Annotated in this window: 22 protein-coding genes; 6 read left to right on the forward strand and 16 right to left on the reverse strand. The window is 66.1% G+C overall.

The window, feature by feature from the left end; all coding sequences use genetic code 11:
- The first annotated feature begins 234 nt into the window (after positions 1–234).
- From Q9R31_RS15950 to Q9R31_RS15960, 3 genes are read left to right on the forward strand one after another with little or no spacing between them, the layout of a single operon-like run.
- A complete protein-coding gene (locus Q9R31_RS15950) occupies positions 235–975 on the forward strand; it encodes a GntR family transcriptional regulator (RefSeq protein WP_311263689.1) in 741 nt (246 codons plus the stop codon).
- A 17-nt stretch (positions 976–992) separates the two neighbouring features.
- A complete protein-coding gene (gene iolB / locus Q9R31_RS15955; RefSeq protein WP_311263690.1) occupies positions 993–1,886 on the forward strand; it encodes a 5-deoxy-glucuronate isomerase in 894 nt (297 codons plus the stop codon).
- Between the two features lie 46 nt (positions 1,887–1,932).
- Positions 1,933–2,949: a LacI family DNA-binding transcriptional regulator gene (locus Q9R31_RS15960; protein ID WP_311263691.1), complete on the forward strand. Its 1,017-nt coding sequence runs from the start codon at positions 1,933–1,935 to the stop codon at positions 2,947–2,949.
- On the opposite strand, the gene Q9R31_RS15965 is transcribed toward Q9R31_RS15960, so the two are convergent.
- The gene (locus tag Q9R31_RS15965; protein ID WP_311263692.1) at positions 2,946–4,151 is read right to left on the reverse strand and encodes an MFS transporter; all 1,206 of its coding nucleotides are present in this window, start codon (positions 4,149–4,151) and stop codon (positions 2,946–2,948) included. The genes Q9R31_RS15960 and Q9R31_RS15965 overlap by 4 nt on opposite strands.
- 170 nt (positions 4,152–4,321) lie before the next feature.
- Here Q9R31_RS15965 and Q9R31_RS15970 point away from each other — a divergent pair, with 170 nt between their 5' ends.
- Complete coding sequence (locus tag Q9R31_RS15970; RefSeq protein WP_311263693.1) at positions 4,322–4,771, forward strand: MarR family transcriptional regulator; 450 nt, start codon at positions 4,322–4,324, stop codon at positions 4,769–4,771.
- Between the two features lie 20 nt (positions 4,772–4,791).
- Here Q9R31_RS15970 and Q9R31_RS15975 read toward each other — a convergent pair whose 3' ends face one another.
- From Q9R31_RS15975 to Q9R31_RS16015, 9 genes are all read right to left on the reverse strand, one after another.
- On the reverse strand, positions 4,792–6,231 hold the full coding sequence (locus tag Q9R31_RS15975) for a sugar porter family MFS transporter (protein ID WP_311263694.1): 1,440 nt from the start codon (positions 6,229–6,231) through the stop codon (positions 4,792–4,794).
- A complete protein-coding gene (locus Q9R31_RS15980; protein ID WP_311263695.1) occupies positions 6,228–7,103 on the reverse strand; it encodes a sugar phosphate isomerase/epimerase family protein in 876 nt (291 codons plus the stop codon). The genes Q9R31_RS15975 and Q9R31_RS15980 overlap by 4 nt, the downstream gene beginning before the upstream one ends.
- 71 nt (positions 7,104–7,174) lie before the next feature.
- Positions 7,175–8,188 (reverse strand): Gfo/Idh/MocA family oxidoreductase, encoded by a 1,014-nt coding sequence (locus tag Q9R31_RS15985; RefSeq protein WP_311263696.1) that lies wholly within the window; start codon positions 8,186–8,188, stop codon positions 7,175–7,177.
- 32 nt (positions 8,189–8,220) lie between these two features.
- Positions 8,221–9,132 carry a sugar phosphate isomerase/epimerase gene (locus tag Q9R31_RS15990; protein WP_311263697.1) on the reverse strand — a complete coding sequence of 304 codons (912 nt, stop codon included), beginning with the start codon at positions 9,130–9,132 and terminating at the stop codon, positions 8,221–8,223.
- Positions 9,133–9,224: 92 nt separating this feature from the next.
- The gene (locus tag Q9R31_RS15995; RefSeq protein WP_311263698.1) at positions 9,225–10,754 is read right to left on the reverse strand and encodes a CoA-acylating methylmalonate-semialdehyde dehydrogenase; all 1,530 of its coding nucleotides are present in this window, start codon (positions 10,752–10,754) and stop codon (positions 9,225–9,227) included.
- A 40-nt stretch (positions 10,755–10,794) separates the two neighbouring features.
- Positions 10,795–12,747 (reverse strand): 3D-(3,5/4)-trihydroxycyclohexane-1,2-dione acylhydrolase (decyclizing), encoded by a 1,953-nt coding sequence (gene iolD / locus Q9R31_RS16000; protein ID WP_397428265.1) that lies wholly within the window; start codon positions 12,745–12,747, stop codon positions 10,795–10,797.
- Between the two features lie 29 nt (positions 12,748–12,776).
- Complete coding sequence (locus Q9R31_RS16005) at positions 12,777–13,715, reverse strand: deoxyribose-phosphate aldolase (protein ID WP_311263700.1); 939 nt, start codon at positions 13,713–13,715, stop codon at positions 12,777–12,779.
- On the reverse strand, positions 13,712–14,728 hold the full coding sequence (iolC, locus tag Q9R31_RS16010) for a 5-dehydro-2-deoxygluconokinase (protein WP_311263701.1): 1,017 nt from the start codon (positions 14,726–14,728) through the stop codon (positions 13,712–13,714). The genes Q9R31_RS16005 and iolC overlap by 4 nt, the downstream gene beginning before the upstream one ends.
- 186 nt (positions 14,729–14,914) lie before the next feature.
- Positions 14,915–15,319 (reverse strand): tautomerase family protein, encoded by a 405-nt coding sequence (locus Q9R31_RS16015; protein ID WP_311263702.1) that lies wholly within the window; start codon positions 15,317–15,319, stop codon positions 14,915–14,917.
- A gap of 152 nt (positions 15,320–15,471) precedes the next feature.
- Between Q9R31_RS16015 and Q9R31_RS16020 the strand changes: the two genes are divergently transcribed.
- Both Q9R31_RS16020 and Q9R31_RS16025 read left to right on the forward strand, forming a co-directional pair.
- Positions 15,472–15,831, forward strand: a complete 360-nt coding sequence (locus tag Q9R31_RS16020; protein WP_311263703.1) for a metalloregulator ArsR/SmtB family transcription factor — start codon at positions 15,472–15,474, stop codon at positions 15,829–15,831.
- Positions 15,831–16,313 (forward strand): SRPBCC family protein, encoded by a 483-nt coding sequence (locus Q9R31_RS16025; RefSeq protein ID WP_311263704.1) that lies wholly within the window; start codon positions 15,831–15,833, stop codon positions 16,311–16,313. The genes Q9R31_RS16020 and Q9R31_RS16025 overlap by 1 nt, the downstream gene beginning before the upstream one ends.
- Here Q9R31_RS16025 and Q9R31_RS16030 read toward each other — a convergent pair.
- The 6 genes from Q9R31_RS16030 to Q9R31_RS16055 form a co-directional block, all read right to left on the reverse strand.
- On the reverse strand, positions 16,271–17,089 hold the full coding sequence (locus Q9R31_RS16030; protein ID WP_311263705.1) for a triose-phosphate isomerase family protein: 819 nt from the start codon (positions 17,087–17,089) through the stop codon (positions 16,271–16,273). The two genes, Q9R31_RS16025 and Q9R31_RS16030, sit on opposite strands and share 43 nt — an antisense overlap.
- Positions 17,090–17,128: 39 nt before the next feature.
- On the reverse strand, positions 17,129–18,475 hold the full coding sequence (locus tag Q9R31_RS16035) for an MFS transporter (RefSeq protein WP_311263706.1): 1,347 nt from the start codon (positions 18,473–18,475) through the stop codon (positions 17,129–17,131).
- Positions 18,476–18,565: 90 nt separating this feature from the next.
- Positions 18,566–19,333, reverse strand: coding sequence for an SDR family oxidoreductase (locus Q9R31_RS16040; RefSeq protein ID WP_311263707.1), 768 nt, complete (start codon positions 19,331–19,333; stop codon positions 18,566–18,568).
- Between the two features lie 17 nt (positions 19,334–19,350).
- The gene (locus Q9R31_RS16045) at positions 19,351–20,304 is read right to left on the reverse strand and encodes a 3-hydroxyacyl-CoA dehydrogenase family protein (RefSeq protein ID WP_311263708.1); all 954 of its coding nucleotides are present in this window, start codon (positions 20,302–20,304) and stop codon (positions 19,351–19,353) included.
- Entirely contained in the window at positions 20,301–20,795 is a 495-nt protein-coding gene (locus Q9R31_RS16050) for a ribose-5-phosphate isomerase (RefSeq protein ID WP_311263709.1), read from the reverse strand. Before Q9R31_RS16050 ends, Q9R31_RS16045 begins: the two co-directional genes overlap by 4 nt.
- 10 nt (positions 20,796–20,805) lie before the next feature.
- Positions 20,806–22,527, reverse strand: a complete 1,722-nt coding sequence (locus Q9R31_RS16055; protein ID WP_311263710.1) for a dihydroxyacetone kinase family protein — start codon at positions 22,525–22,527, stop codon at positions 20,806–20,808.
- Positions 22,528–22,530: the final 3 nt, after the last annotated feature.

Here is a 22,530-nt window from a genome sequence, read left to right on the forward strand (position 1 = left end):
GCGTGCCACTGACTTTAGAGCGCTCTAATGAGGCGCGTCAATAGAAAGTCCTAATGTCAGTACAAATTAATTGTCACCGCATCGACCTCGACCCGCGCGGCGGCCCGCTTGACCCCCGCAGAGCGCCTGATACGATCGAGGAGAAAGTATGTCCTAACAAGCGAACATACGCCGGCGGAAGGCGCCGCTGTCCGGCCCGGACAGACGCGCAGAACCAAGACGAGGGAACGCACTGTGGCGAACAACCTGGGACTCAGCATCGACCGCTCCTCCCCCGTGCCCTTGTACCACCAGGTGGTCCAGGGCATCGAGGCGGCCATCTACAGTGGCGTGCTGGAGCCCGGCAGCCGGCTGGACAACGAAGTCGACCTCGCCGCCCAGCTGAACCTGTCCCGGCCCACCATGCGCAAGGCAATGGACGAACTGGTCCGCTCCGGCCTGCTGGTCCGTAAACGGGGCGTGGGGACGCAGGTGGTCTCCAGCCAGGTGCGCCGTCCGCTGGAGCTCTCCAGCCTCTACGACGACCTCACCAACAACGGCAAGAAACCCACTACTGAAGTCCTGAGCTTCTCCCACCTGGAAGCGGACGATGCCACCCTGGCCACGCTGCAGCTTCCCGCAGGCTCCAAGGTTTACCACTTCACCCGGCTCCGGAAAGTGGGCGGCAAACCACTGGCCCTCATGGAGAACTGGGTACGCGACGACATCGCCGCCATGGATGAGGCCATGCTCGGCGCCGAGGGCCTGTACTCGATCCTCCGCCGCGGCGGGGTGAACTTCCGGCTGGCCACGCAGCGCATTGGTGCCATGACCGCCAACGACTACCAGGCCTCCATGCTGGACACGGCCCCCGGTTCGGCCCTGGTCACCATGGAACGCACCGCCGTGGACGATACCGGGCGGCGGGTGGAAACAGGACAGCACGTCTACCGGGCCGATTCCTACAGCTTTGAAATGACACTCGTACAGCGATAATCCAAGGAGCCAACTCCATGACCAACTGGGTCTACCCCCTGGGCACTGCCGCCGACGGCAAATGGGATGTCTCGATCGGAACCTCCGACTCCTCCCTCACCGTGGACGGCTGGGCACACACCGGGCTGAAGGTGGCCACCGTGGCTGCCGGCGCCGCCGTCGAACTCGCCGCCGCGGACGAGGAACGGATCGTGGTACCCCTCAACGGGTCCTTCACCGTCACCGTTGACGGCACCGGGTACCCCCTGGCCGGCCGGCCCTCGGTCTTCTCCGGACCGACGGACGTGCTCTACTCCGGCACCGGCCGTGCCGTAAGCATCAGCTCAGCCGAGGGCGGCCGGGTGGCCGTGGCCACGGCACCGGCGAATGCGTCCTACCCCACCCGACTGGTGTCCGCCGCCGAAACCCCCGTGGAGTTGCGGGGCGCCGGCAACTGCTCGCGCCAGGTCCACAACTTCGGCACGCCGGCAGCACTCGAGGCCGACCGGTTCATCGTCTGCGAGGTCCTCACCCCGGCCGGGAACTGGTCCTCCTATCCTCCGCACAAGCATGACGAGGAGAAAGACGGCGAGACCTCCCTCGAGGAGATCTACTACTTCGAGACGCAGGCGGCTTCAGGATCGGGGGCGCCCTCCGGCGCCGACGCCATCGGCTACCAGCGCGTCTACGCCTCCGACGAACGGGCCATCGATGTTTCGGCAGAAGTGCGCACGGGCGACGTTGTCCTTGTTCCCTACGGCTGGCACGGGCCCGCCATGGCCGCGCCCGGCTATGACATGTACTACCTGAATGTGATGGCCGGCCCTGGCCCCGTGCGGGAGTGGCTGATCAGCGACGACCCGCACCACGGCTGGGTGCGGCAGACCTGGGAGGGCCAGGACATCGACCCCCGCCTGCCGTTCGGCGCGTAAGGAACCTCAGGCCGGCAGGTGGCGGCAGGCTGGCATAGTGGAGCCTGTGAAACAGACATCTCCTGCGCCGAGGTCCGTGACCATGGAGGACGTGGCACGGAACGCGGGAGTGAGCCGCGCCCTGGTGTCACTGGTGATGCGGGATTCGCCCAAGGTGTCCCCCGCCAAGCGGACGGCCGTTCTGGAAGCTGCCGCCGCCCTGGGCTACTCCCCCAACAGGCTGGCCAGCAGGCTGGCCAGCCACCGGACCAACACCATCGGGGTCCTCTTCCTCGACCTGCACAACTCCGTTTTCGCGGACATCTATGACGGCATCACCGAAGGACTGGCGGGCAGCGGCAACCAGGTGATGGTCGCCGTCGGCTCCGCTGATCCGGGAACGGAACTGGAGGCCGTCCGGTCCTTCGTGGACCTGCGCGTGGACGGCGTCCTGCTGGCCGGCTACACCGGCACCTCGGCGGAACTCGCCGGAGCACTGCGCGGGACACCCGCCGTCGTCATCACCCGGGAGATGGAGGTGGACGGCGTGGATTCCGTCCTGACCGACGACTTCCGTTCCGGAGCGCTTGCCGTGGAGCACCTGTACGGACTGGGGCACCGGCGGATCGCCCACGTGGACATCTCCGACTGGCTCCCCTACACGGCCCGGCGGGAAGGCTACCTGCACGCGATGAGGCAGTTCGGCCTGAAGCCCCAGCTGGTCCACAGCGACATGACCGAACGCGGCGGCCGGTCCGTGATGGAGCAGTTCCTGGACTCCGGCGCCACCCTCCCCACGGCAGTCTTTGCGCACAACGACCTCACCGCCATCGGCATCATGGAGGCCCTGGCATCCCGCGGACTGTCTGTCCCGGGCGACATGGCAATCGTTGGCTGCGACAACATCGAAGTGGGCGCCTCGCCCCTGATTGGCCTGACCTCCATCGACCAGCACGCAGGCCAACTGGGCCGGGTGGCGGCGCAGGCCATGCTGGACAGGATCGCGGGTACGGCAGGACCGGCCGTAACCCGGAAACTCGAACCCGCCCTGATGGTGCGCCGCTCCTCCGACCCGGCCGCCTAGCGGCTGGCGAGCTCCCCAATGGCTGTTGCCGCCTGGCCTGGCCCGCGCTGCTCGTTCCGCTTGGCGCCTGCGGCGGCGAACGCCATGACGGCCAGGCCTGCAAGGGTAATCACCGCGCCGGCCCAAATGGGTGAGGTGTAGCCGAGTCCTGCCGTGATGGTGACCCCGCCCAGCCAGGCGCCCAGGGCGTTGCCCACGTTGAAGGCACCGATGTTGGCGCCGGAGGCGAGGGTGGGAGCCCCTGAGGCGTACTTCATGACGCGCATCTGCAGGCCCGGCACGGTGGCAAAGCCGAAGCCGCCCATCAGGACAAGGGATACGACTGTCAGGACAGGGTTGGCGGCCGTCAGGGCGAACGCCACCAGAACAACGGTCAGCGCGGCCAGCACTACCAGGAGCGTCCTGTCAACGTTGCGGTCTGCAGCCTTGCCGCCCAGGGTGTTGCCGGCGAAGAGGCCCGCGCCGAAGACGATGAGGAGCCACGGCACGGTGGAGGCGGCAAAACCGGAGACTTCGGTCAGGGTGTACGCGATGTAGGTGAAGGCACCGAACATGCCGCCGAAGCCCAGGATGGTCACCACAATGGAAAGCCACACCTGGCCGGAGCGGAAGGCACGGAGTTCGGAGCGGAGGCTGGCCGTTTCCTGCGTCTCATCCGCCGGCTTGGGAACGAGTGCCAGAATGCCGGCGAGCGCGGCCACGCCGATGACCGTAATGGCCCAGAAGGTGGCACGCCAGCCGGCGGCCTGACCCAGCAACGTCCCGAACGGGACGCCCAGGACGTTGGCCGCGGTCAGGCCGGTGAACATCAGCGCGATGGCGCCCGCCTTCTTGCTGGGCGGAACCATCCCGGCCGCCACCACTGCTCCGATCCCAAAGAAGGCGCCGTGCGAGAGGGCGGCAACAACCCGGCCGAGCATCATGGGCCAGTAACCGTCCGCCGTAGCGGAAAGCAGGTTTCCGGCAATGAACAGGACCAGCAGGGCGGCCAGCACCGGCTTGCGTTGGAAACGTGTCACGGCGGCCGTGAGCCCCAGTGCGCCGACCACGACGGAGAGCGCATAGCCCGAGATGAACCAGCCGGCCTGCGCTTCAGTCACGCCAAAGTCGGCTGCCACCTGCGGCAGCAGGCCGGCGATGACGAATTCGGTGAGTCCTATGCCAAACCCGCCCAGGGCGAGTGCTATCAAGCCAACAGGCATGCGAATGCTCCTTTGAGCTGTACGTGTGGTTGTCCCGCGAAGGGGAAGGCGCCTAAGATAGTTGCAGACGCGGTATTTATTGTTGCACATGCAAATATACCGCGCAAGCAACTATCTATGACCACTGCCATCAATGGCCCTCCCGCCGGGGCCATCCGTAAGGAGCAACCATGGGCATCAAGGACGACGCCGTCGAAATCCGCGCCCAGGGCTGGCGCACCCTGGCGGCCCTGCACGGGCTGATCGAAAGCGAACTGGAGCGCTCCCTCCAGGCAGAGTCGAAGCTCTCCGTGGTGGAGTACACGGTGCTCGAGGCCCTCAGCCGTCAGGACGGCTGGCACATGCGGATGCAGCAGTTGGCGCGCGCCACGGCGCTGAGCCCCAGCGCCACCACGCGGCTGGTGAACCGGCTGGAGGACCGCGGCCTCCTGACCAGGATTCTGTGCGACGACGACCGCCGCGGCATCTACACCGAGCTCACCCCCAGCGGAAGCACCCTGCTCGCGGATGCACGGCCCGTCCACGATGCAACGCTTGAGCGGGCGCTGGATGAGGCGATGGCGATCCCCGAACTCGCGCCACTGGTGGAGGCCCTGCCGCGGCTGCACGTGCGCGCATAGGACAGCAGCGGCTGGTCCGGTCAGGGAACCTTGGCTGCGGCGCTTCCGGCCTTGCCGCCCGCGACGTTCTTGAAGTAGTGCTCCAGGTCCTCCAGGCTCTTGTCCTTGGTCTCGGGCACATACCTGGCGGCAAAGGCGATGGCGCCCACACCCAGCACGGCGAACACGAAGAAGGTATTGGATATCCCGATAGCTGCCAACAGCTGCGGGAATCCGAACCCGATCAGGAAGTTCACGATCCACAGCAGGAACGCTGACGCGCCCATGCCCAGGCCGCGGATCTTCAGCGGGAAGATTTCCGAGAGCATCAGCCACGTCACCGGCGAGATGGCCCCCTGCTGAAAGGCCAGGAACGTCACAGTGAGGGCCAGGATGACGAAACCGCGGGCTGCGCCTTCCGGCAGGATCAGGGAGAAGAAGCCGATGAGCAGCAGCGCCGTCGTGGTACCCAGCTGGCCGGTAATCAGCATCCTGCGCCGGCCCACCCTGCCCAGCAGCCAGATCCCGACGAACGTGGCCAGGACCGAGATGACGCCGTTGGCGATGTTGGCCGTCAGTGCCGCTTCGCGGCCAAAACCGGACTGCGACAGGATCTGCGTCCCGTAGTACATGATCGAGTTCACGCCGGTGATCTGCTGGATGACTGCCAGGCCCAGGCCCACGAAGAAGATTCGGCGCAGCCACGGGATGCCCAGGTCCTTCCAGGAGCCCATCTTGGATTTGTAGTCCTCCACCGCCATGGCTTTGACTTCTTCGAACTCCCTGCGCGCTTCCTCCTGCGATCGGATCCGCTGCAGCACGCTGAGAGTCTCCCCGAAGCTGCCAATGGAGGCCAGCCAGCGTGGGCTCTCGGGCATGAAGTTCATCCCGATCCACAGGGCAATGGCCGGCAGGGTGGCGATGACCAGCATCCAGCGCCAGATTCCATGGGACTCGCCGAAGGAGTTGCCCAGGTAGGCGTTGAAGATGAAGGCGAGCAACTGACCGGTGACGATCATGAGCTCGTTCTGGGTGACGATCCGGCCGCGCCGGTTGCTCGGCGATACTTCGGCCAGGTACACGGGAACGGTGACGGATGCGCCGCCCACGGCGAGTCCCAGGATGAACCGGGCTGCGATCATCACTTCGGTGTTGGGCGAGAACGTGCAGCCCAGCGTGCCCAGCAGGAAGACGACGGCCAGCACCATGATCATTTTGCGTCGGCCATTGCGGTCCGCCAGGCGTCCGCCGAACAGCGCGCCAAAGGCGGCACCGAACAGCAGGGACGAGGTGACCAGGCCCTCTGTCAGCGGGGTGAGGCCCAGGTCCTCCTGCATGTAGGGCAGGGCGCCGTTGATCACGCCGGTGTCGTAGCCGAACAGCAGCCCGCCGAACGTGGAAATGATGGTGACGGTCCGCAGCGCCCGCTGGTGGTTGACGGGCTGCTTGACGGTTGCCGCGCCGGAAACAGGCGAACTCATACGGTGACCTTTTGGACGTACTGCTTCATGGTCTCCAGCTGGTAGCGGGAGACCTCCTCGGCATGTTCGTTTTCGGCAAAGACGCTGGAGACCATCACAGTATTCTCCCGGTCCAGGAAGCCGATCTCCTTCAGTCCGCCGAAGAACTCGTCCCAGTTGACGTCGCCGTCGCCGATCTTCAAGTGCTGGTGGACGCGGACCGGGTTGCCCGGCGGGTTGGTGATGTAGCGCAGCCCGTGTGAGGCGTGGTGGTCCATGGTGTCGGACACGTGGACCAGGCGCAGCTTGTCCCCCGCGGCCCGCATGATGTCCAGCGGGGAGTTCTTCATGTGGAAGCTGTGGGAGGCCACATAGACCATGCCCACGTTCTTCGAGTTCACGCCGCGGATCACGCGGATGGCGGCCAGGCCTTCCTCCACGAAGTCGTCGGGGTGGGGGTCGATCAGCAGGTCGATGCCCTCGCGCTCGATGATCGGCAGCAGTTCCTCCATGGAACGGTAAAACGCCCGCTCGGATTCCTCTGCCTTTTCGGGCCGGCCGCTGAACTCGGTGTTCATGGTGCTGACGCCCAGGTCCACGGTGATCTGGATGGCGCGCTTCCAGTAGCGGACGGCTGCCTCGCGGGCATCCTCGTCGGGGCCGGACCAGCGGAGGACCGGAAGGACCGAGGCGATCTCGATTCCGGCGTCGCGGCAGGCCTTCTTCAGCTGGCCCACCAGTTCATCGTCCGCTTTGGGGTGGTTGAAGAAGGGGATGAAGTCCGGGTGCGGAGTCATCTGCATGTACTTGTAGCCTAGGTCCGCCACCACCCTGGGGAACCCCAGCAGGCTGTGCGAGTGGTGGAACGGTGTGGGATCAAGTGCGATTTTCACGTAAAACACTCCATTGTGGATCAGTCAGGGGAACGGAAAGGGGACGGATTGCTCCGTCCCCTCCTCCTGTCCTACTTGTAGAGATCGGGCTTTGCGGCCAGCTTCACGGCGACCTTTTCACCATTCTTCTGCGCTTCGACGCCTGCTTCGCAGCACGCCGCGGTGGCGTACCCGTCCCAGGCGGAGGGGCCGCCGATTTCGCCCTTAAGTGCCGCGTCCACCCACGACTGGATTTCGACGTCGTACGCTGCGCCGAAGCGCTCCTCAAAGCCGGGGGTGACGTTGCCGCCCCAGTGGCCGGCGCTGCGGGTGTAGGGTCCCTTGTCGCCGCCGATGCTGACGATGCCGTCTTCGAAGGATGCCTGGGTTGCAACCTCGTAGCCGAACTTGGCGTTGACGTAGATTTCGACGTCGGCCAGGACGCCGGACTCGGTCTCCAGCAGGACGTGCTGGGGGTCGTGCTGGCCGTTCGGGGCATTCCGGGTGGCCTTGCCCAGGCGGACCTGGATGGAAGTGATTTCCTCCCCGGTGAAGAACCGGATGGCGTCGAACTCGTGGACCACGGAGTCGTTGATCAGCATCTCATTGGTGAAGCCCTCGGGGGTGTTCGGGTTGCGGTGCTGGTGGTGGAGCATCAGCAGTTCGCCCAGTTCGTGGTCGCGGATGATCTTGCCCAGCGAGGCGTATTCGGCATCGAAGCGGCGCATGAAGCCCACCTGGATCCGCTTGTGGCCAAGCGCCACCTCGGCCTGGACGATCTTCCAGGAGGATTCGGCGTCGGGCGTGAGCGGCTTTTCGCAGAGGATGGGGATGTCCCTGGCGAGTGCCTTGAGCAGGATGTCCTCGTGCAGGAAGCCGGGGGTGGCGATCAGGACGGCGTTGACGTCGCCGTTGTTGAGGGCTTCCTCGGCGTCGGCCAGTGCCACGGCGCCGGGGATGCCTTCGACGGCGGCCTGGGCGCGGGCGAGGTCGACGTCGACGACGGCGGCAACTTCAGCTCCGTGGATGCGCTTGTTGAGGCGCTGGATGTGGTCGGCGCCCATGCGGCCTGCGCCGATGACGGCGACGCGGAGGTTTTCGGTCATTGTTTTCGTCCTTATGGTGTCTGTGGCGGAGGTTAGCTGACGGCGGTGCGGGAGCCGCAGGACAGCAGGTAGTTGCGGGTGCGCTTGGCGATGGGCATGGGAACGTCGAAGGCCACCGGGTACATGTCCTGCTCCACGATGCCGAAGATGGGCCGGTTCAGGGCTTCCACGGCTTCGATGACTGCGCGGAGGTCCGGCAGGCCGTTGGGCGGTTCGGTCATGACGCCGGCCAGGTTGGCCGCGGCCCAGGTCATGTTCTCCTCGTTGACCTTTTTGAGGACCTCCGGGTTGATCTGCTTCAGGTGCAGGTAGCCGATCCGGTCCGGGTAGTTCTTGATCAGGTCCAGGCTGGAGGCGCCGCAGTATTCCGCGTGTCCGGTGTCCAGGCACAGGTTCAGGTACCGCGGGTCAGTGGCACTCAGCAGCGTTTCGATGTCCTGCTGCGCGCCCACGTGGGAGTCGGCGTGGGAGTGGAACTGCTGCTTGAGGCCGAAGTCCTCCAGCAGGGTCTTGCCCAGGCGGTTGTGTCCGGTAAACAGGTCGCTCCAGGCCTTGTCGCTCAGTGTGCCGCTTTCCACTGCTTCGCCCGTGACGTCGTCGCGCCACATGGCCGGGATGACCACAATGTGCTCGCCGCCCATGGCCGCGGTGAGTTCGGCGACCCTGCGGGCCGGCTCCCAGGCGGTTTCCCAGTGGTCCAGGCCGCGGTGGAAGGCGGTGAACACGGTCCCGGCCGAGATCTGCAGGCCGCGGGCCTTGAGCTCTTCCGCCAGGCGGGTGGGATCCGTTGGGAGGTAACCGTATGGGCCCAGTTCAATCCACTTGTAGCCGGACTCGGCCACTTCGTCCAGGAAGCGTTCCCAGGGGGTCTGCTTGGGATCGTCCGCAAACCAGACGCCCCAGGAGTCCGGTGCCGTGCCGATGATCAGCTTGTTCTCTGTCATTGTCTGTTCCTTTGCATCGATTGCTCCACAGCTGCCGTTTTGGTCATTCAAAACGACAGGTACGGAGCAATCGATGGTGGTGGTAGTGGGGATCAGTTCGAGGGGAAGTTGTAGGAGGCACCGGAGGCGTGGTGGGTTTCGGGCCAGCGGGAGGTGATGACCTTGCCGCGGGTGTAGAAGGAGACGCCTTCGGGGCCGTAGATGTGCTTGTCGCCGAAGAGGGATGCTTTCCAGCCGCCGAAGGAGTGGTAGGCCACCGGGACCGGGAGGGGCACGTTGATGCCGATCATGCCCACGGTCACGGAGCGCTGGAACGTCCGGGCTGCTGCGCCGGAGGAGGTGAAGATGGCGGTGCCGTTGCCGTAGGGGTTGGCGTTGATGAGTTTGATGCCGTCTTCGAGGGTATCGACGCGGACCACGACGAGGACGGGTCCGAAGATTTCCTCCTGGTAGGCGGTCATTTCGGTCTTGACGTGGTCAAGGACCGTGGGGCCCACCCAGAAGCCGTTCTCGTGGCCGGGGATTACCAGGTCGCGGCCGTCAACCACCAGGGCGGCGCCGGAGGTTTCGGCTTCGGTGACGATCCGTTCGATGCGTTCCTTCGAGGCCGGGGTGATGACCGGGCCCATTTCGGCGTCGGGGGCGGTGCCGTTGTTGACCTTCACGGCTTCGGCTCGTTCCTTGACCTTGGCTACCAGGGCATCCGCGGCATCGCCGACGGCGACGGCGACGGAGATGGCCATGCAGCGTTCCCCGGCGGAGCCGAACGCGGCGGCGGCGAGGTGGTCGGCGGCGTTGTCCAGGTCGGCGTCGGGCAGGATGATGGCGTGGTTCTTCGCCCCGCCCAGGGCCTGGACGCGCTTGCCGTGCCTGGTGGCGGTCTCGTGGACGTACTGGGCGATGGGGGTGGAGCCGACGAAGGAGATGCCGTCCACGTCCGGGTGCGTCAGGAGGCCGTCGACGGTTTCCTTGTCGCCGTGCAGGACCTGGAACACGCCGTCAGGCAGGCCGGCTTCCTTCCACAGCTTGGCCAGCAGCAGCGAGGCAGAGGGGTCGCGTTCGGAGGGCTTGAGGATGAAGGCGTTGCCGGTGGCGATCGCCATCGGGGCCATCCACAGCGGCACCATGACCGGGAAGTTGAACGGGGTGATGCCGGCGACCACGCCCAGGGGCTCGCGGAAGGAGAAGACGTCGATGCCGGTGGAGACCTGGTCCGAGTAGTCACCCTTGAGCAGCGTGGGGATGCCGCAGGCGTACTCGACCACTTCCAGGCCCCGGCCGATCTCGCCCTTGGCGTCGGAGAGGACCTTTCCGTGCTCGGCGGTGACCAGCTCGGCGAGCTCGTCCACGTGGGCGGCGACGAGTTCGCGGAACTTGAACAGCACCGCGGTGCGCTTGGCCAGGGAGATGTCGCCCCAGGTGTCGGCGGCCTTGCGGGCAGCGGCGACGGCGGTCTCCAGGTCGGCGCGGTTGGCCAGGCGGAGTTCGCCGGAGACCGCGCCCGTGGCCGGGTTGTAGACGGGAGTGGTGCGGTCACCCTCGCCGGCGGTTTCGGCGCCGTTGATGAAGTGGTTGATGACGGTGGTCTGGGTGGCGGTGGTCTGGGTGGTGGTGGCAGTCATGGGACTCTTCCTTGAGTGGTGGGTCAGGAGAAGGAGGGGATCAGCCGAGCAGTTTGCGCTGGCGTGACTTGTGGTCGACATAGGTCTGGAAGGCCTGCTTGGTGGAATCCAGTTCGGAGACCTGGGAGACGGGGACGTCCCACCAGGACTCGGAGGACGGCGCGTCCAGGAGCGGGTCGGATTCGACGTGGATCAGGATGGGTCCGCTGCCCTCGGGTGCGGCCTTGGCGTCGCGGATGGCCTGCTCGAGTTCGGCGATGACCTTCTCCCCCGGCTCGATCCGGATGACCTTCACGCCCAGGGACTCGGCGTTCAGGGCCAGGTCAACGGGCAGCGTCTCGCCCTCATCGAAGCTGTGCTGCTCCTCGTTCAGCGCCCGGTACTTTGTGCCGAACCGCTGTGAGCCGAGGGATTCGGAGAGGGAGCCGATGGAGGCGTAGCCGTGGTTCTGGATCAGGACCACGATCAGCTTGATGCGTTCGGCGACGGCGGTGACCAGTTCGGTGTGCATCATCAGGTAGGAGCCGTCCCCCACCATTACGACGACGTCCCGCACGTCCGCGCGGCCTTCACCTGCCGCCGTCGTACTTTCCGCCGCTTCAGCAAGCGCTGCACGCTTGACGCCGAGGCCGCCGGGGATCTCGTAACCCATGCAGGAGTAGGCGTATTCGACGTGGTAGCCGAACGGGTCCCGGACGCGCCACATCTTGTGCAGGTCCCCGGGCAGGGAGCCGGCAGCGCAGATGACCACGTCGCGGGCGTCCATGGCCCGGTTGGTGGCGCCGATGATCTCGTTCTGGGCCGGCAGCGGGGTGAAGCGGGTGTCGAAGGCCTCGTCCACGGTGGCATCCCAGCGCTTCTTCTCGGCCGCCACCTTATCGTCAAGGTCGGCGCCGACGCGGTAGCCGCCCAGCGCTGCGTTCAGCTTCACCAGTGCCTTGCGGGCGTCCGCCACGATCGGCAGCGAGGTGCCGTGCTTGTAGGCATCGATCGGGGCGACGTTGATGTTCACGAACTTCACGTCCGGGTTCTGGAAGGCGGTCCGGGACGCGGTGGTGAAGTCCTCGTAGCGGGTGCCGATGCCGATGATCAGGTCCGCCTCCGCAGCGATGGCATTCGCCGCCGTCGTACCCGTGGAACCAATGGCGCCCAGGGAATACTGGTGATCCCACGGCAGGACCCCGACGCCGGCCTGCGTGTTCCCGACCGGGATGCCGGTCAGCTCCACGAACTTGGCGAGTTCGTCGTTGGCGTAGGCGTAGAGGACGCCGCCGCCGGCGATGATCAGCGGACGCTTCGCGGCACGGATAGCGGCCGCGGCGCGGGCGATGTCGTCGTCGTCGGCCTCGGGGCGGCGGATCCGCCACTCCCGCTCTGCCAGGAACTCCGCCGGGACATCGAAGGCCTCGGCCTGGACATCCTGCGGCAGCGAAATGGTCACCGCGCCGGTCTCGGCCGGGTCGGTCAGCACCCGCAGGCCGTGGTGGAACGCGGAGAACAACTGCTCCGGGCGGGTGACGCGGTCGAAGAACTTGGACAGTGGCCTAAACGCGTCATTGACCGTGAGGTCGTAGGCGTAGGGCTGCTCCAGCTGCTGTAGCACGGGGTCGGCCGCGCGGGTGGCGAACGTGTCACTGGGCAGCAGCAGCACCGGCAACCGGTTGGTGGTGGCAAGCGCGGCACCGGTCAGCAGGTTGGAGGAACCCGGGCCGATCGAGGTGCTGACCGCGAACGTTTGGCGGCGGCGCGTGTGCCGGGCGTATCCCACGGCCTGGTGGACCTGGGCCTGTTCGTTCCGGCCCTGGTAGTACGGCATGATGGCCGGGTCCAGCTGCTGGTACTGCTTCAGGGCCTGGCCAACGCCGGCCACGTTGCCGTGCCCGAAAATACCGAACGTGCCCGGAATGAGCCGCTCCCGGTACTCAACGCCGCCCACCGAGTCCACGGTGTACTGCTTCGAGAGGTATTCGACGACGGCCTGGGCCACCGTCATCCTGCGCGTTCCTGTTGTTGTGCCCATGGCTAGTTCTCCGGGATTTCGGTGGTGTGGTGCAGCAGCGAGGCGGCGGCGGCGACTGCGCCTGCCACATCCCCGTCCGCCGGATAGAGCAGGGTCCGGCCAACCGTGAGGCCCCGGACGCCGGGAAGTGCCAGTGCGGCCTGCCAGGATGCGAAGACCTCGTCCTGGGTCCCGTCCGGGTCCCCGCCCAGCAGCACGGTGGGCATGGTGGTGGCGGCCATGACGCGTTCCATTTCTGCCACCACGGGAAGCTTCATCCAGGTGTAGGCGCTGGTGGAGCCCAGGCCCTCGGCGATGGCGATGGATTTGATCACGGCGTTGGTGGAGAGGTCGTTGCGGACTTTGCGGTTCTCGCGGACGGAGAGGAACGGCTCCACCATGGCAATCAGTTTCCGCTCGGCCAGGGAATCGATGGCCCTGGCGGTCGCTTCCAGGGTGGCCACAGTGTCGGGGTCGCCCAGGCAGATGCGGGTCAGCATCTTGCCGCCGTCCGCGCCGAGTGCTTCCAGTGCTGCCGCGGTGTGGCCGGTGAACCGGTCGTCAAACTCGTTGACCAGGCCGGCGAGTCCGCCCCGGTTCATGGAACCGAACACGAGCTTGCCGTCGAGGGCGCCCAGCAGCAGCAGGTCGTCCATGATGTCCGGTGAGGCCAGGACCCCGTCGACGGCGGGGTTGGCCAGCGCGATCTGCAGCCGGTCCAGCAGCTGCCGGCGGTCAGCCATGGCTACCGGATCGGCGCCGACAGCCAGGGCGCCGCGGGCGGGGTGGTCAGCGGCGACAATGAAGTTCTGCCGGCCGGACTTCAGGCCCGCGTGGCGCCGGCGGGACGTGGCGGCGCGGGCTACGGCTTCCGGGTCTTCCAGCCGGATGGTGCTCAGGTGCTCATAGCGGCGCGGATCGTCGTCCAGTGCGTTGTTCGAGGCGAGGGGGGTGAGGGTCACAGTGCTGCTCCTTCGGGAATCGAAGCGCCGGAAACTGCACCCGGAACCGCGCGGCCGCGTTCGGCCAGCAGCGAGATGACCTCGTCCGGCGTCGGCATGGCATCGGCGCAGGAAAGGCGCGAAGCGACAATGGCGCCGGCGGCGTTGGCGTAATCCAGCACCTGCGCCAGCGGCCAGCCCGACAGCAGCCCATGGCAGAAGGCGCCGCCGAAGGAATCGCCCGCACCCAATCCGTTGAGGGTTTCCACCGGAACGGGAGCCGAGACCACCCGTTCGGTGCGGGTCTTGGCCATCACGCCTTCAGCGCCGAGCTTGACGACGGCGATCTCCACGCCGGCGGCCAGCAGCCGGTCGGCCTGCTCGTCGGGGGTGCCCTCGCCAACCGCCACGGCACATTCCTTGTCGTTGCCGATGGCAACGGTGACGTGCGGCAGGATCTTGGCGACCTCGGCCCGGGCTTCCTCTTCCGAGGCCCAGAACATGGGCCGGTAGTCCAGGTCCAGGATGGTGAACTGCCCCTCCGCCAGGCTGGTGCGGGGGCGGGCCTGGTGCGCGGCAATGTGCGCGCTGCGGGACGGTTCCTGGCACAGGCCCGTCACGGTGGACCAGAAGATGCCGGCGTCACGGATGGCGTCCAGGTCCAGTTCCCCGGCCTCGATCTGCAGGTCCGGCGCGGTGGGGAACCGGCCGTAGAAGTACAGCGGGAACTCGTCCGTCGCCGGCCTGATCGCGCAGAAAGTGACCGCCGTGGGCCAGTCCTTCACCGGCGTGACATAGGTGTCATCGACGTTGAACTTGTGCAGTTCGCGGTGCAGGTAGGTGCCGAAGGGATCGTCCCCGGTGCGGGTGATGACGCCTGTGCGGCGGCCGTGGCGGGCAGCTGCAACAGCGACGTTGGATGGTGAACCGCCAAGGTATTTGCCGAAGGAGTTGACATCCTCCAGGCCAACCCCGATGTCGTTCGGGTAGATATCAACGCTGATGCGCCCGATCGTAAGAAGCTCGTGGGTCACGTGGATCGTGGACCTTTCTGGTGTGAAACTCGGATCCTTTGAAGGCTTGAGTTTCGGGACTGGCAGGCCGTGGTCTGGGCCACACGCACTACTTTGCCCTAGTTCAAATGTCCTGTCAAAAGTTTGTACTGACATACTTACAACGCAATGTACCGTGCTGGCCATTTCCAGGAGGATGGCCGCGCCCTACTTCCTGGGGACGGCCAATTCACCCGTCACGTACTGGGCGCGGCCAAAGCCGAAGGACCAGTCGCCGGCGGAGTTTTCGACATAGCCAATGAAGACGTCCTCCCCGGCAACGCCAACTGCTGAAAGCTTTTCGGCCACCGCCGCGAAGAGCCGCTGCTTGGCCTCCTGGGAACGCCCGCCCTGGGTGAAGATCTGGATCATGACAACACCTCCGGTCCGCTCGAACCCCAGTCCGGCATCCTGCGCGAAGATCTGGCCCTGCGGGTGCTCGGTCAGGATGTGGAAGTAGTCCCGCTCCGGAATGCCGTATTCGGCAAGGATCGCGTCATGGATTCCGCGGCTGAGCTGCTGCAGGTCCTCCGCGCTGCGACCTTCATTGACATCAATGCGAACCAGCGGCATGAGCTTCTCCTTCAAGTAGTTTGTATTGACATACTAACAAATGCGCATTTCAGGAAACAAGGGGTTCAGGTCTTGATGCACCAGAAGGAGGGGGCTAAGCTTAAACAACCAACAGATTGATAAACCAAAAGGTTGATTAGGAACGGACAGTGATGAACTCTGAAAGTGCGGCGCTGGACTCGGCCTTCATGGCCTTGGCAGATCCCGTGCGGAGGAGCATCATCGCCCGGCTCAGCCGGGGCCCGGCAACAGTGAACGAATTGGCAGAACCCTTCGAAATCTCCAAACAGGCGGTCTCGAAACATATCCAGGTGCTCGAGCAGGCGGAACTGGTGACCCGAAGCAGGGACGCGCAGCGCAGGCCCGTCCACCTGAACCCGGCGCGGCTTGAGGCGCTGACCGCGTGGATCGACCGGTACCGGTTGGTCCGTGAAGCGCAGTTCCGCAGCCTCGACGCCGTCCTTAGATCAAACACCGCAGACAGCGGCGATCAATCCTCCAAGGAGTCATGATGAGCAATTCCCTGAAACTCAGCGTTCCCGAGGGCGTCCCCTTCATCGATTACGAGCGCGAGTTCGATTTCCCGGTAGCGGACGTGTTCCGCGCCCATAAAGAGCCGGACCTCATTGTCCAGTGGCTGGGCCCGCGGGGCATGAAGATGGAAATCGGCCGCTACGATTTTCGCACGGGCGGCAGCTACAGCTACCTGCATACGGGACCGGACGGTGTGGCCTACGAGTTCAAGGGCATCTTCCATACGGTCCGGGAGAACGAGTTCGCCATCCAGACCTTTGAGTTCGGCGGGTACCCGGATGTGGTCAGCCTGGAGTTCATGACGTTTGAGGACCTGGGCAACGGCCGGACCCGGTTGCGGGGCCACTCCGTCTACCCCAGCCAGGAGGCGCGCGACGGCATGGCCCAGTCCGGAATGGAGGGCGGCATGAGCGAAGGTTACGAGCGGCTTGAGGAATTGTTGGCCGGGGCGCGGGTCTGAGCCAACGCAAGGGCCTCGTCCAGCACGCGGCCCAGGTTACCGGCGTCGTGGGCAAAGCGGCCCAGGAAGAGTCCGTCCGCCGCGGGGAGCTGCGGCAGCAGCCCGGGCCCGGCGCTGCCGCCGTAGATCAGGGGGCGGTCCGGGCCCAGTTCAGCACGGAGCAGGGTCAGCACAGAGTTGACGTGGTGCGGCGGGGCAGGCGCCTGTGCACCGATGGCCCACACGGGTTCGTAGGCCAGCACCAGGCGTCCCAGCAGCGCGGGGTCTCCGCCCGTGGCCGCGCGGACCTGCCCGGCGCAGAAGTCCGCGGCAGCCCCGGCGTCGAGCGTCTCCCGCTCACCGATGCACAGCAGCGGGGTGAGGGAATGCGCGACGGCGGCGCGCACCTTGCGCGCCACCACAGCGTCGTCTTCGGCGAACAGCCGGCGGCGTTCCGCGTGGCCGATTTCGACGAGCGTGACGCCCAGTTCGGCCAGCATGCCCGGGCTCACTTCGCCGGTCAGAGGCCCGTCTCCCCAGGCGCAGTTCTGGGCGCCGAGCAGGACGGGTGAGCCTGCCAGGATCCGGGCGGCCGGCTCCAGGACGGGGAACGAAGGGATGACAAAGACCCGGACCGGGGAGTCTTCCGCCGAGTTCGTGCCCAGTCCGGGCAGTTCGTCCACAACCGAGCGCACCTCCGACAGCCAGCGCAGGCTTGCCTGGTATCCCAGGTACATTTTGGTGCTGACACCGACGAAGACGGTGCCGTTGCCTGTGCTGCTGCCGGAGGTGGCCATGGGTTTCCTTTTGTAAAGTGCCTGGCTTTTTTTAGCTGCTCAGTCGAGCAGGTCGTCGGCCTTGTTCTTGAACCGCTTGGTGGCGTACATCATCGCGGCAGCCACGAAGGGCAGGACGCCCAGGGCGTAAACGCCCATGGAACCCGTTGGCGAGTGCGTGGCTTCGTTGACCGCTGTCCGGAGGATGGGTGCGACAAAGCCGCCCAGGTTGCCCAGTGAGTTGATCAGGCCGATGCCAGCCGCGGCGGCGGAACCGGCCAGGAATGCGGTGGGATAGGACCAGACAACGGGGCCTACTGCCAGGAAGCTGCAGACTGCCAGGGTTATGAAAATCATCCCCAGGACCGGCTGGTGGTTGGTCCCTGCCCAGGCTGAGCCGAAGATGCACAGGCCCGTGGAGATGAACAGGATGGTGCCGAACTTCCGCCGCTTGGCCACGGTGTCCGCGGCCCTGCCGATGAAGTAGCAGGAGAAGATGCCAAAGAACCACGGGACGGCGATCAGCAGGCCAACGGCGAGCCCCACCTTCTGCCCGGTCAGTGAGGACACCTGCTGCGGCAGGAAGAACGTCACGCCGTAAACGGCGATCTGCAGGCAGAAGTAGATGGCCGTGAAGTACCAGACGCGGCCGTTGCGCATGGCAGCGAGGATGCCCCGGGGACCGTGCTCGTCCTTGATGTTGTCTTCAAGCGCCATGACTTCCTTCAGCGCGTACTTTTCTTCCCCGCTGAGGAACTTGGCCTTCTCAGGACCGTTGATCAGGAAGAAGAACGCTGCGATGCCTGCCAGGACGGCCAGCAGGCCTTCAACGAAGAACATCACCTGCCAGCCGCGCAGGCCCGGCACCTGGTCGCCGATGTTGATCAGCCAGCCCGAGAGCGGGTTGCCGATCATCTGGGAGAACGGCTGGGCGAGGTAGAAGATGGCGAACATCTGGACGCGCACCTTGTTCGGGAACCATTCGGCAAGGTACATGATCACGCCCGGGAAGAGGCCGGCCTCGGTCACGCCGAGGAGGAAGCGCAGGATCACGAACGAGGTCTCGCCCTGGACGAAGGCGAAGCACGCCGAAACGATGCCCCAGGTGATGGCGATGCGGGCCAGCCAGACCTTGGCTCCGACCTTCTTGAGCAGCAGGTTGCTGGGGATCTCGAAGATCGCGTAGCCAATGAAGAAGATGCCTGCGCCCAGGGCGAAGGCCGCGGCGGACACCCCCTTGTCCGCCCCCAGGGCCGCCTCGGCAAAGCCGACGTTGGTGCGGTCCAGGAACGAAACGACGTACAGGATGACCAGCATCGGCATGAGCCGGCGGGCCGCCTTGAAGATCGCGGACTTCAGGACCGGACGGGCCAGAAGTTCCTTGGATGTTGCGGTGGTTTCGGACACAACACTCTCCTTCGAGTGGTGACGTTGATGGTTTGCCTGCGGACCGGCGGCCCGCAGGCTTTATGTGGTGGCGCCTCGGCGGGGTGCCCGTCAGTGCATGTACAGTCCGCCGTCGACGTTCAGCGTCTGGCCGGAGATGTAGCCGGCGTCTTCGCCAATCAGGAAGTGGATGGCGGCCGCGACATCGCGGGGGCTGCCCACGCGGTTCACCACCAGGTCTTTGACCAGCTCATCCTTGCGTTCCTCGCTTAGGGTGCCGCCCATGATGTCGGTGTCGATCGGGCCCGGCGAGATGGCGTTGACAGTGATGTCGTACTCCCCCAGTTCGCGGGCGGTGGCGCGGGTCAGGCCAATGACGCCGGCCTTGGCCACCGAGTATGGCGTCTTGCTGAAGGTTCCGCCGCCGCGCTGGGCGGAGACGGAGGAGATGTTGACGATCCGTCCCAGCCGGTTTTTGACCATCGATTCGGCAGCGCGGCGGGTGGCGTAGTGGACGCCGTTCATGTTGATGCTGAGCACCCGGTCCCATTCGGCGGCGTCCAGCTCCAGGTACGGCACCGGGGAGCTGACTCCCGCGATGTTGGCCAGGGCCACCAGCTGCGGAAGTTCGGCCTCGATCTCGTCGATGGCCGCCCGGACCGATGCCTCGTCGCTGACGTTCGCGCCGGCCCCGTGGGCCTTGACGCCGTGCTTTTCGGCCAGCTCTTTGGCCGCGGCCTTGCTGGCGGCGTCATCAAGGTCGATCACGCCGATATTCCACCCGCGCTCGGCGAGGTAGTCCGCAGTGGCCCGGCCGATGCCGCGCTCGGAGACGGCGCCGGTGACGATCACCGTTCTGTCTGTGGGGAATGCTGTCATGGAAATGTTCCTTCGAATCAGGAAAGCGGGGCCGGGCCCAGCTCTTCAATGAGCTTTTGCATGGCGACATACGCCTTGTTCCGGTAGGCAACCAGGGCAGCCGTCCGGTCGGCGGGGACGTCCAGGAAGCCGGAGCCGGTCTTGGTGCCCAGCTGGCCGGCGTCGACCTTCTCCTGCAGGATCTTCGGGGTGGCGAACCGCTCGGGGAAGCCGGTCTGCAACGACTTGTAGCAGAAGGCGTAGACGTCCAGGCCTGCCATGTCGGCGATCGCGAACGGCCCGAAGAACGGCAGCCGGAAGCCGAAGGTGGTGCGCACCAGGGTGTCCACGTCCTCGGCGGTGGCGATGCCTTCCTCCACCACCTGGGCTGCCTCGTGGAAGAGGGCGTACTGGAGCCGGTTCAGCACGAAGCCGGTGACGTCCTTGACGGTGGCTGTTTCCTTGCCGGTCTCACCCACGATGGTGCGGGCAGCCTGGACGGTGGCCTCGGAGGTGCCCTCGTGCGGGATGACCTCCACCCCGGGGATGAACGGGGCAGGGTTGGAGAAGTGGACGCCCAGGAAGCGCTCCGGGTTGTCCACAACCTCGGCCAGCTTGGCGATCGAAATTGTGGAGGTGTTGGAGCCAATGATGGCGTCGGGGCGGGCGGCGGCGCTGATCCTGCCCAGGGTGGCGTGCTTGATCTCCAGGACCTCCGGCACCGCCTCCTCGATGTACTCGGCGCCGGCCACGGCTTCTTCGATGTCCTTGGCTGCCCAGAGGTTTTCCTTGAGCAGGTCGGTGGCGTTGGCCGGGAACAGGCCGGCGGCCACGAACTCGTCCGACTCCTTCAGCAGGCGCTCGTAGTTGCTTTGGGCGATTTCGGCGGAGACGTCGGCCAAAGCGACGCGGGCCCCTGCGAGTGCCAGGACCTGGGCGATTCCGCCGCCCATGTAGCCTGAGCCGATGACGGCGATGTTGCGGTTGGTCATTTGTCCTCAAGTCCTTCCGACGCATCCTCATAGGAGGAGATGGCGTCTACTTTGGCCGCGGATGCGGAGTTTTCATCGAAGCGGTGGTCCAGCCACTCGCCCACGAGTTTCTTGGCCAGTTCCAGGCCGATGACGCGCTGGCCAAGGGTCAGCACCTGGGCGTTGTTGGACAGCACGGAACGCTCCACGGAGTAGCTGTCATGTGCGGTGACGGCCCGGATGCCGGGCACCTTGTTGGCTGAAATGGCCACGCCGAGGCCGGTTCCGCAGATCAGCAGCGCGCGGTCCGCTTCCCCTGCGGCCACCTTGCGGGCCGCGGCGACGGCCAGGTGCGGATAGGCAGTGGTGTCGTTGGCGGCAACGCCTACGTCCTCCACCGAGGCGACCCGGGGGTCCGCCTCCAGCATCTCGCGCAGGGCGTTCTTGTATTCGACGCCTGCTTCGTCGTTGCCGACGACGATGCGCCAGCCTGGCTGGGTTTGCTCGGTCATGCGATTCTCCTTAGTGGCTTTCGATGGTGGCGGCGTAGTCGGCCACCCTGCGGGCGATGAGGCCGAATGAGACGGCGCCGGGGTCCGGGTGGCCCAGGCTCTTTTCAGCCAGCGGCCGGGCCCGGCCTTTCTTTGGGCTGAGGCCGGCAGTCGCGTCAGCGGCCTTGGTGGCCGCCTCCGCCGCCGCACGAAGGCTGCCGGCCAGGCTGCCGCCGTCGTCAATTGCTTTGCTGAAGGTCTCGGCGAACGGAAGGAGCGCATCCACCATGGTCTTGTCCCCCGCCTCCGCCTTGCCGAGGGTGATGATGGCATCGCGGAGGGCATTGACGGCCGCCGCTGCGTCAGCCGCGGTGTAGGCATCCTTGCTGCCGAGGGTCCTGCCGACGGCGGTGACGGCCGCACCCCACAGGGCCCCCGAGGTACCGCCGGCGCGCTCGGCCCACTGCTCCCCCGCCGCGGCGAGGACTTCCTCCAGGCCGGCTCCGCCGGCGTGGGACTTCTCCGCTGCGGCAACGGCAGCGTCCACGCCGCGCCGCATGCCGATGCCGTGGTCGCCGTCCCCGGCGATGGCATCCAGCTTCCCGAGCGCCTCCTCATGTTCGACGACGACGGCGCGCACCTCCTTCAGCGCGTCCACCGCCGTGCCGGCCAAGGCAGTGGAGGCGGCTGTCGAGGACAGCGCAGGCGCCGTGGCAGCCTCAGCAAGGGCGTCGACGGACCGTGCCCGGCGCGGGGCCAGGTTGCCCTTGCGGAAGGCCGGGGTGTCAGCCGGCGCGGCCCAGAACTGCTCCAGTTCCTCATCCAGCCAAAACAGCGTCAGGGACAGCCCGGACATGTCCAGGCTGGTCACCAGTTCGCCGCACTCCGGCTCGACGATCTCGAGTCCGGCAGCGGTCAGCAGGGCTTCGATCTTGCCGAACAGCAGGAAGAGTTCGTCGTACTTGACCGTTCCCAGGCCGTTGAGGATGGGCACCACGCGGCGGCCCGCGGCGTCCGGCTTGTCCTTCAGCAGCCCGTCCACCAGCAGCTGGGCAAGTTCACTGGCGCTGGGCAGGGGCTGCTCGGAGATGCCCGGTTCGCCATGGATGCCCAGTCCCACCGACATCATGCCTTCCGGCACGGTGAAGAGGGGCTCAACCGCGCCGGGCAGGGTGCAGCCGGCGAAGGCCACGCCGAGCGAGCGGGTGTGGTGGTTGGCCTTGATGGCAAGCCGTTCCACCTCGTCCAGGTCCAGCCCGGCCTCCGCGGCCGCGCCGGCCACCTTGAAGACGGTGAGGTCACCGGCGATACCGCGGCGCTTGCCGATCTCTTCAAGGGGCGCACTGGCGATGTCGTCGGTCACCAGCACGGTGCGGGTTTTGATGCCTTCAGCGTTGAGCTTCTCCTGTGCCTGGCCAAAGTGGAGCACGTCGCCGGCGTAATTGCCGTAGCTGAGGAGGACACCGCCGCCGGTCTGGGACGCCTTGGCCACGCGGTACACCTGACCGGCAGAGGGGGAAGCAAACATGTTGCCGCAGGCGCTTCCGGCGGCAAGCCCGGCCCCCACCAGGCCGGCAAAGGCCGGGTAGTGGCCGGAACCGCCGCCAATGACCACTGCCACCTGGCCCTCGGGCGTTTCGGTGGAACGGACAACACCGCCGTCGACCCTGGCCACGTACTGGCGGTTGGCCGCAACGAAGCCGTCGAGGGCGTCGTCAGCGAACTGCGCTGGATCGTCAAATATCTTTGTCATGAT

Source organism: Pseudarthrobacter sp. BRE9 (assembly GCF_031844305.1).
GTDB lineage: Bacteria > Actinomycetota > Actinomycetes > Actinomycetales > Micrococcaceae > Arthrobacter.

Coding starts and splice junctions, on each gene's coding strand:
- iolD (WP_397428265.1), bottom strand. CDS start 12,747: ATGACGGTGGCCCAGGCCGTCGTCGAATACCTCTCGAAGCAGTACACC.
- Q9R31_RS15995 (WP_311263698.1), bottom strand. CDS start 10,754: ATGACTGCCACCACCACCCAGACCACCGCCACCCAGACCACCGTCATC.
- Q9R31_RS15990 (WP_311263697.1), bottom strand. CDS start 9,132: ATGACAGAGAACAAGCTGATCATCGGCACGGCACCGGACTCCTGGGGC.
- Q9R31_RS16025 (WP_311263704.1), top strand. CDS start 15,831: ATGAGCAATTCCCTGAAACTCAGCGTTCCCGAGGGCGTCCCCTTCATC.
- Q9R31_RS16020 (WP_311263703.1), top strand. CDS start 15,472: ATGAACTCTGAAAGTGCGGCGCTGGACTCGGCCTTCATGGCCTTGGCA.
- Q9R31_RS15970 (WP_311263693.1), top strand. CDS start 4,322: ATGGGCATCAAGGACGACGCCGTCGAAATCCGCGCCCAGGGCTGGCGC.
- Q9R31_RS16055 (WP_311263710.1), bottom strand. CDS start 22,527: ATGACAAAGATATTTGACGATCCAGCGCAGTTCGCTGACGACGCCCTC.
- Q9R31_RS16030 (WP_311263705.1), bottom strand. CDS start 17,089: ATGGCCACCTCCGGCAGCAGCACAGGCAACGGCACCGTCTTCGTCGGT.
- Q9R31_RS15985 (WP_311263696.1), bottom strand. CDS start 8,188: ATGACCGAAAACCTCCGCGTCGCCGTCATCGGCGCAGGCCGCATGGGC.
- iolB (WP_311263690.1), top strand. CDS start 993: ATGACCAACTGGGTCTACCCCCTGGGCACTGCCGCCGACGGCAAATGG.
- Q9R31_RS15965 (WP_311263692.1), bottom strand. CDS start 4,151: ATGCCTGTTGGCTTGATAGCACTCGCCCTGGGCGGGTTTGGCATAGGA.
- Q9R31_RS16045 (WP_311263708.1), bottom strand. CDS start 20,304: ATGACCAACCGCAACATCGCCGTCATCGGCTCAGGCTACATGGGCGGC.
- Q9R31_RS15975 (WP_311263694.1), bottom strand. CDS start 6,231: ATGAGTTCGCCTGTTTCCGGCGCGGCAACCGTCAAGCAGCCCGTCAAC.
- Q9R31_RS16040 (WP_311263707.1), bottom strand. CDS start 19,333: ATGACAGCATTCCCCACAGACAGAACGGTGATCGTCACCGGCGCCGTC.
- Q9R31_RS16015 (WP_311263702.1), bottom strand. CDS start 15,319: ATGCCGCTGGTTCGCATTGATGTCAATGAAGGTCGCAGCGCGGAGGAC.
- Q9R31_RS16050 (WP_311263709.1), bottom strand. CDS start 20,795: ATGACCGAGCAAACCCAGCCAGGCTGGCGCATCGTCGTCGGCAACGAC.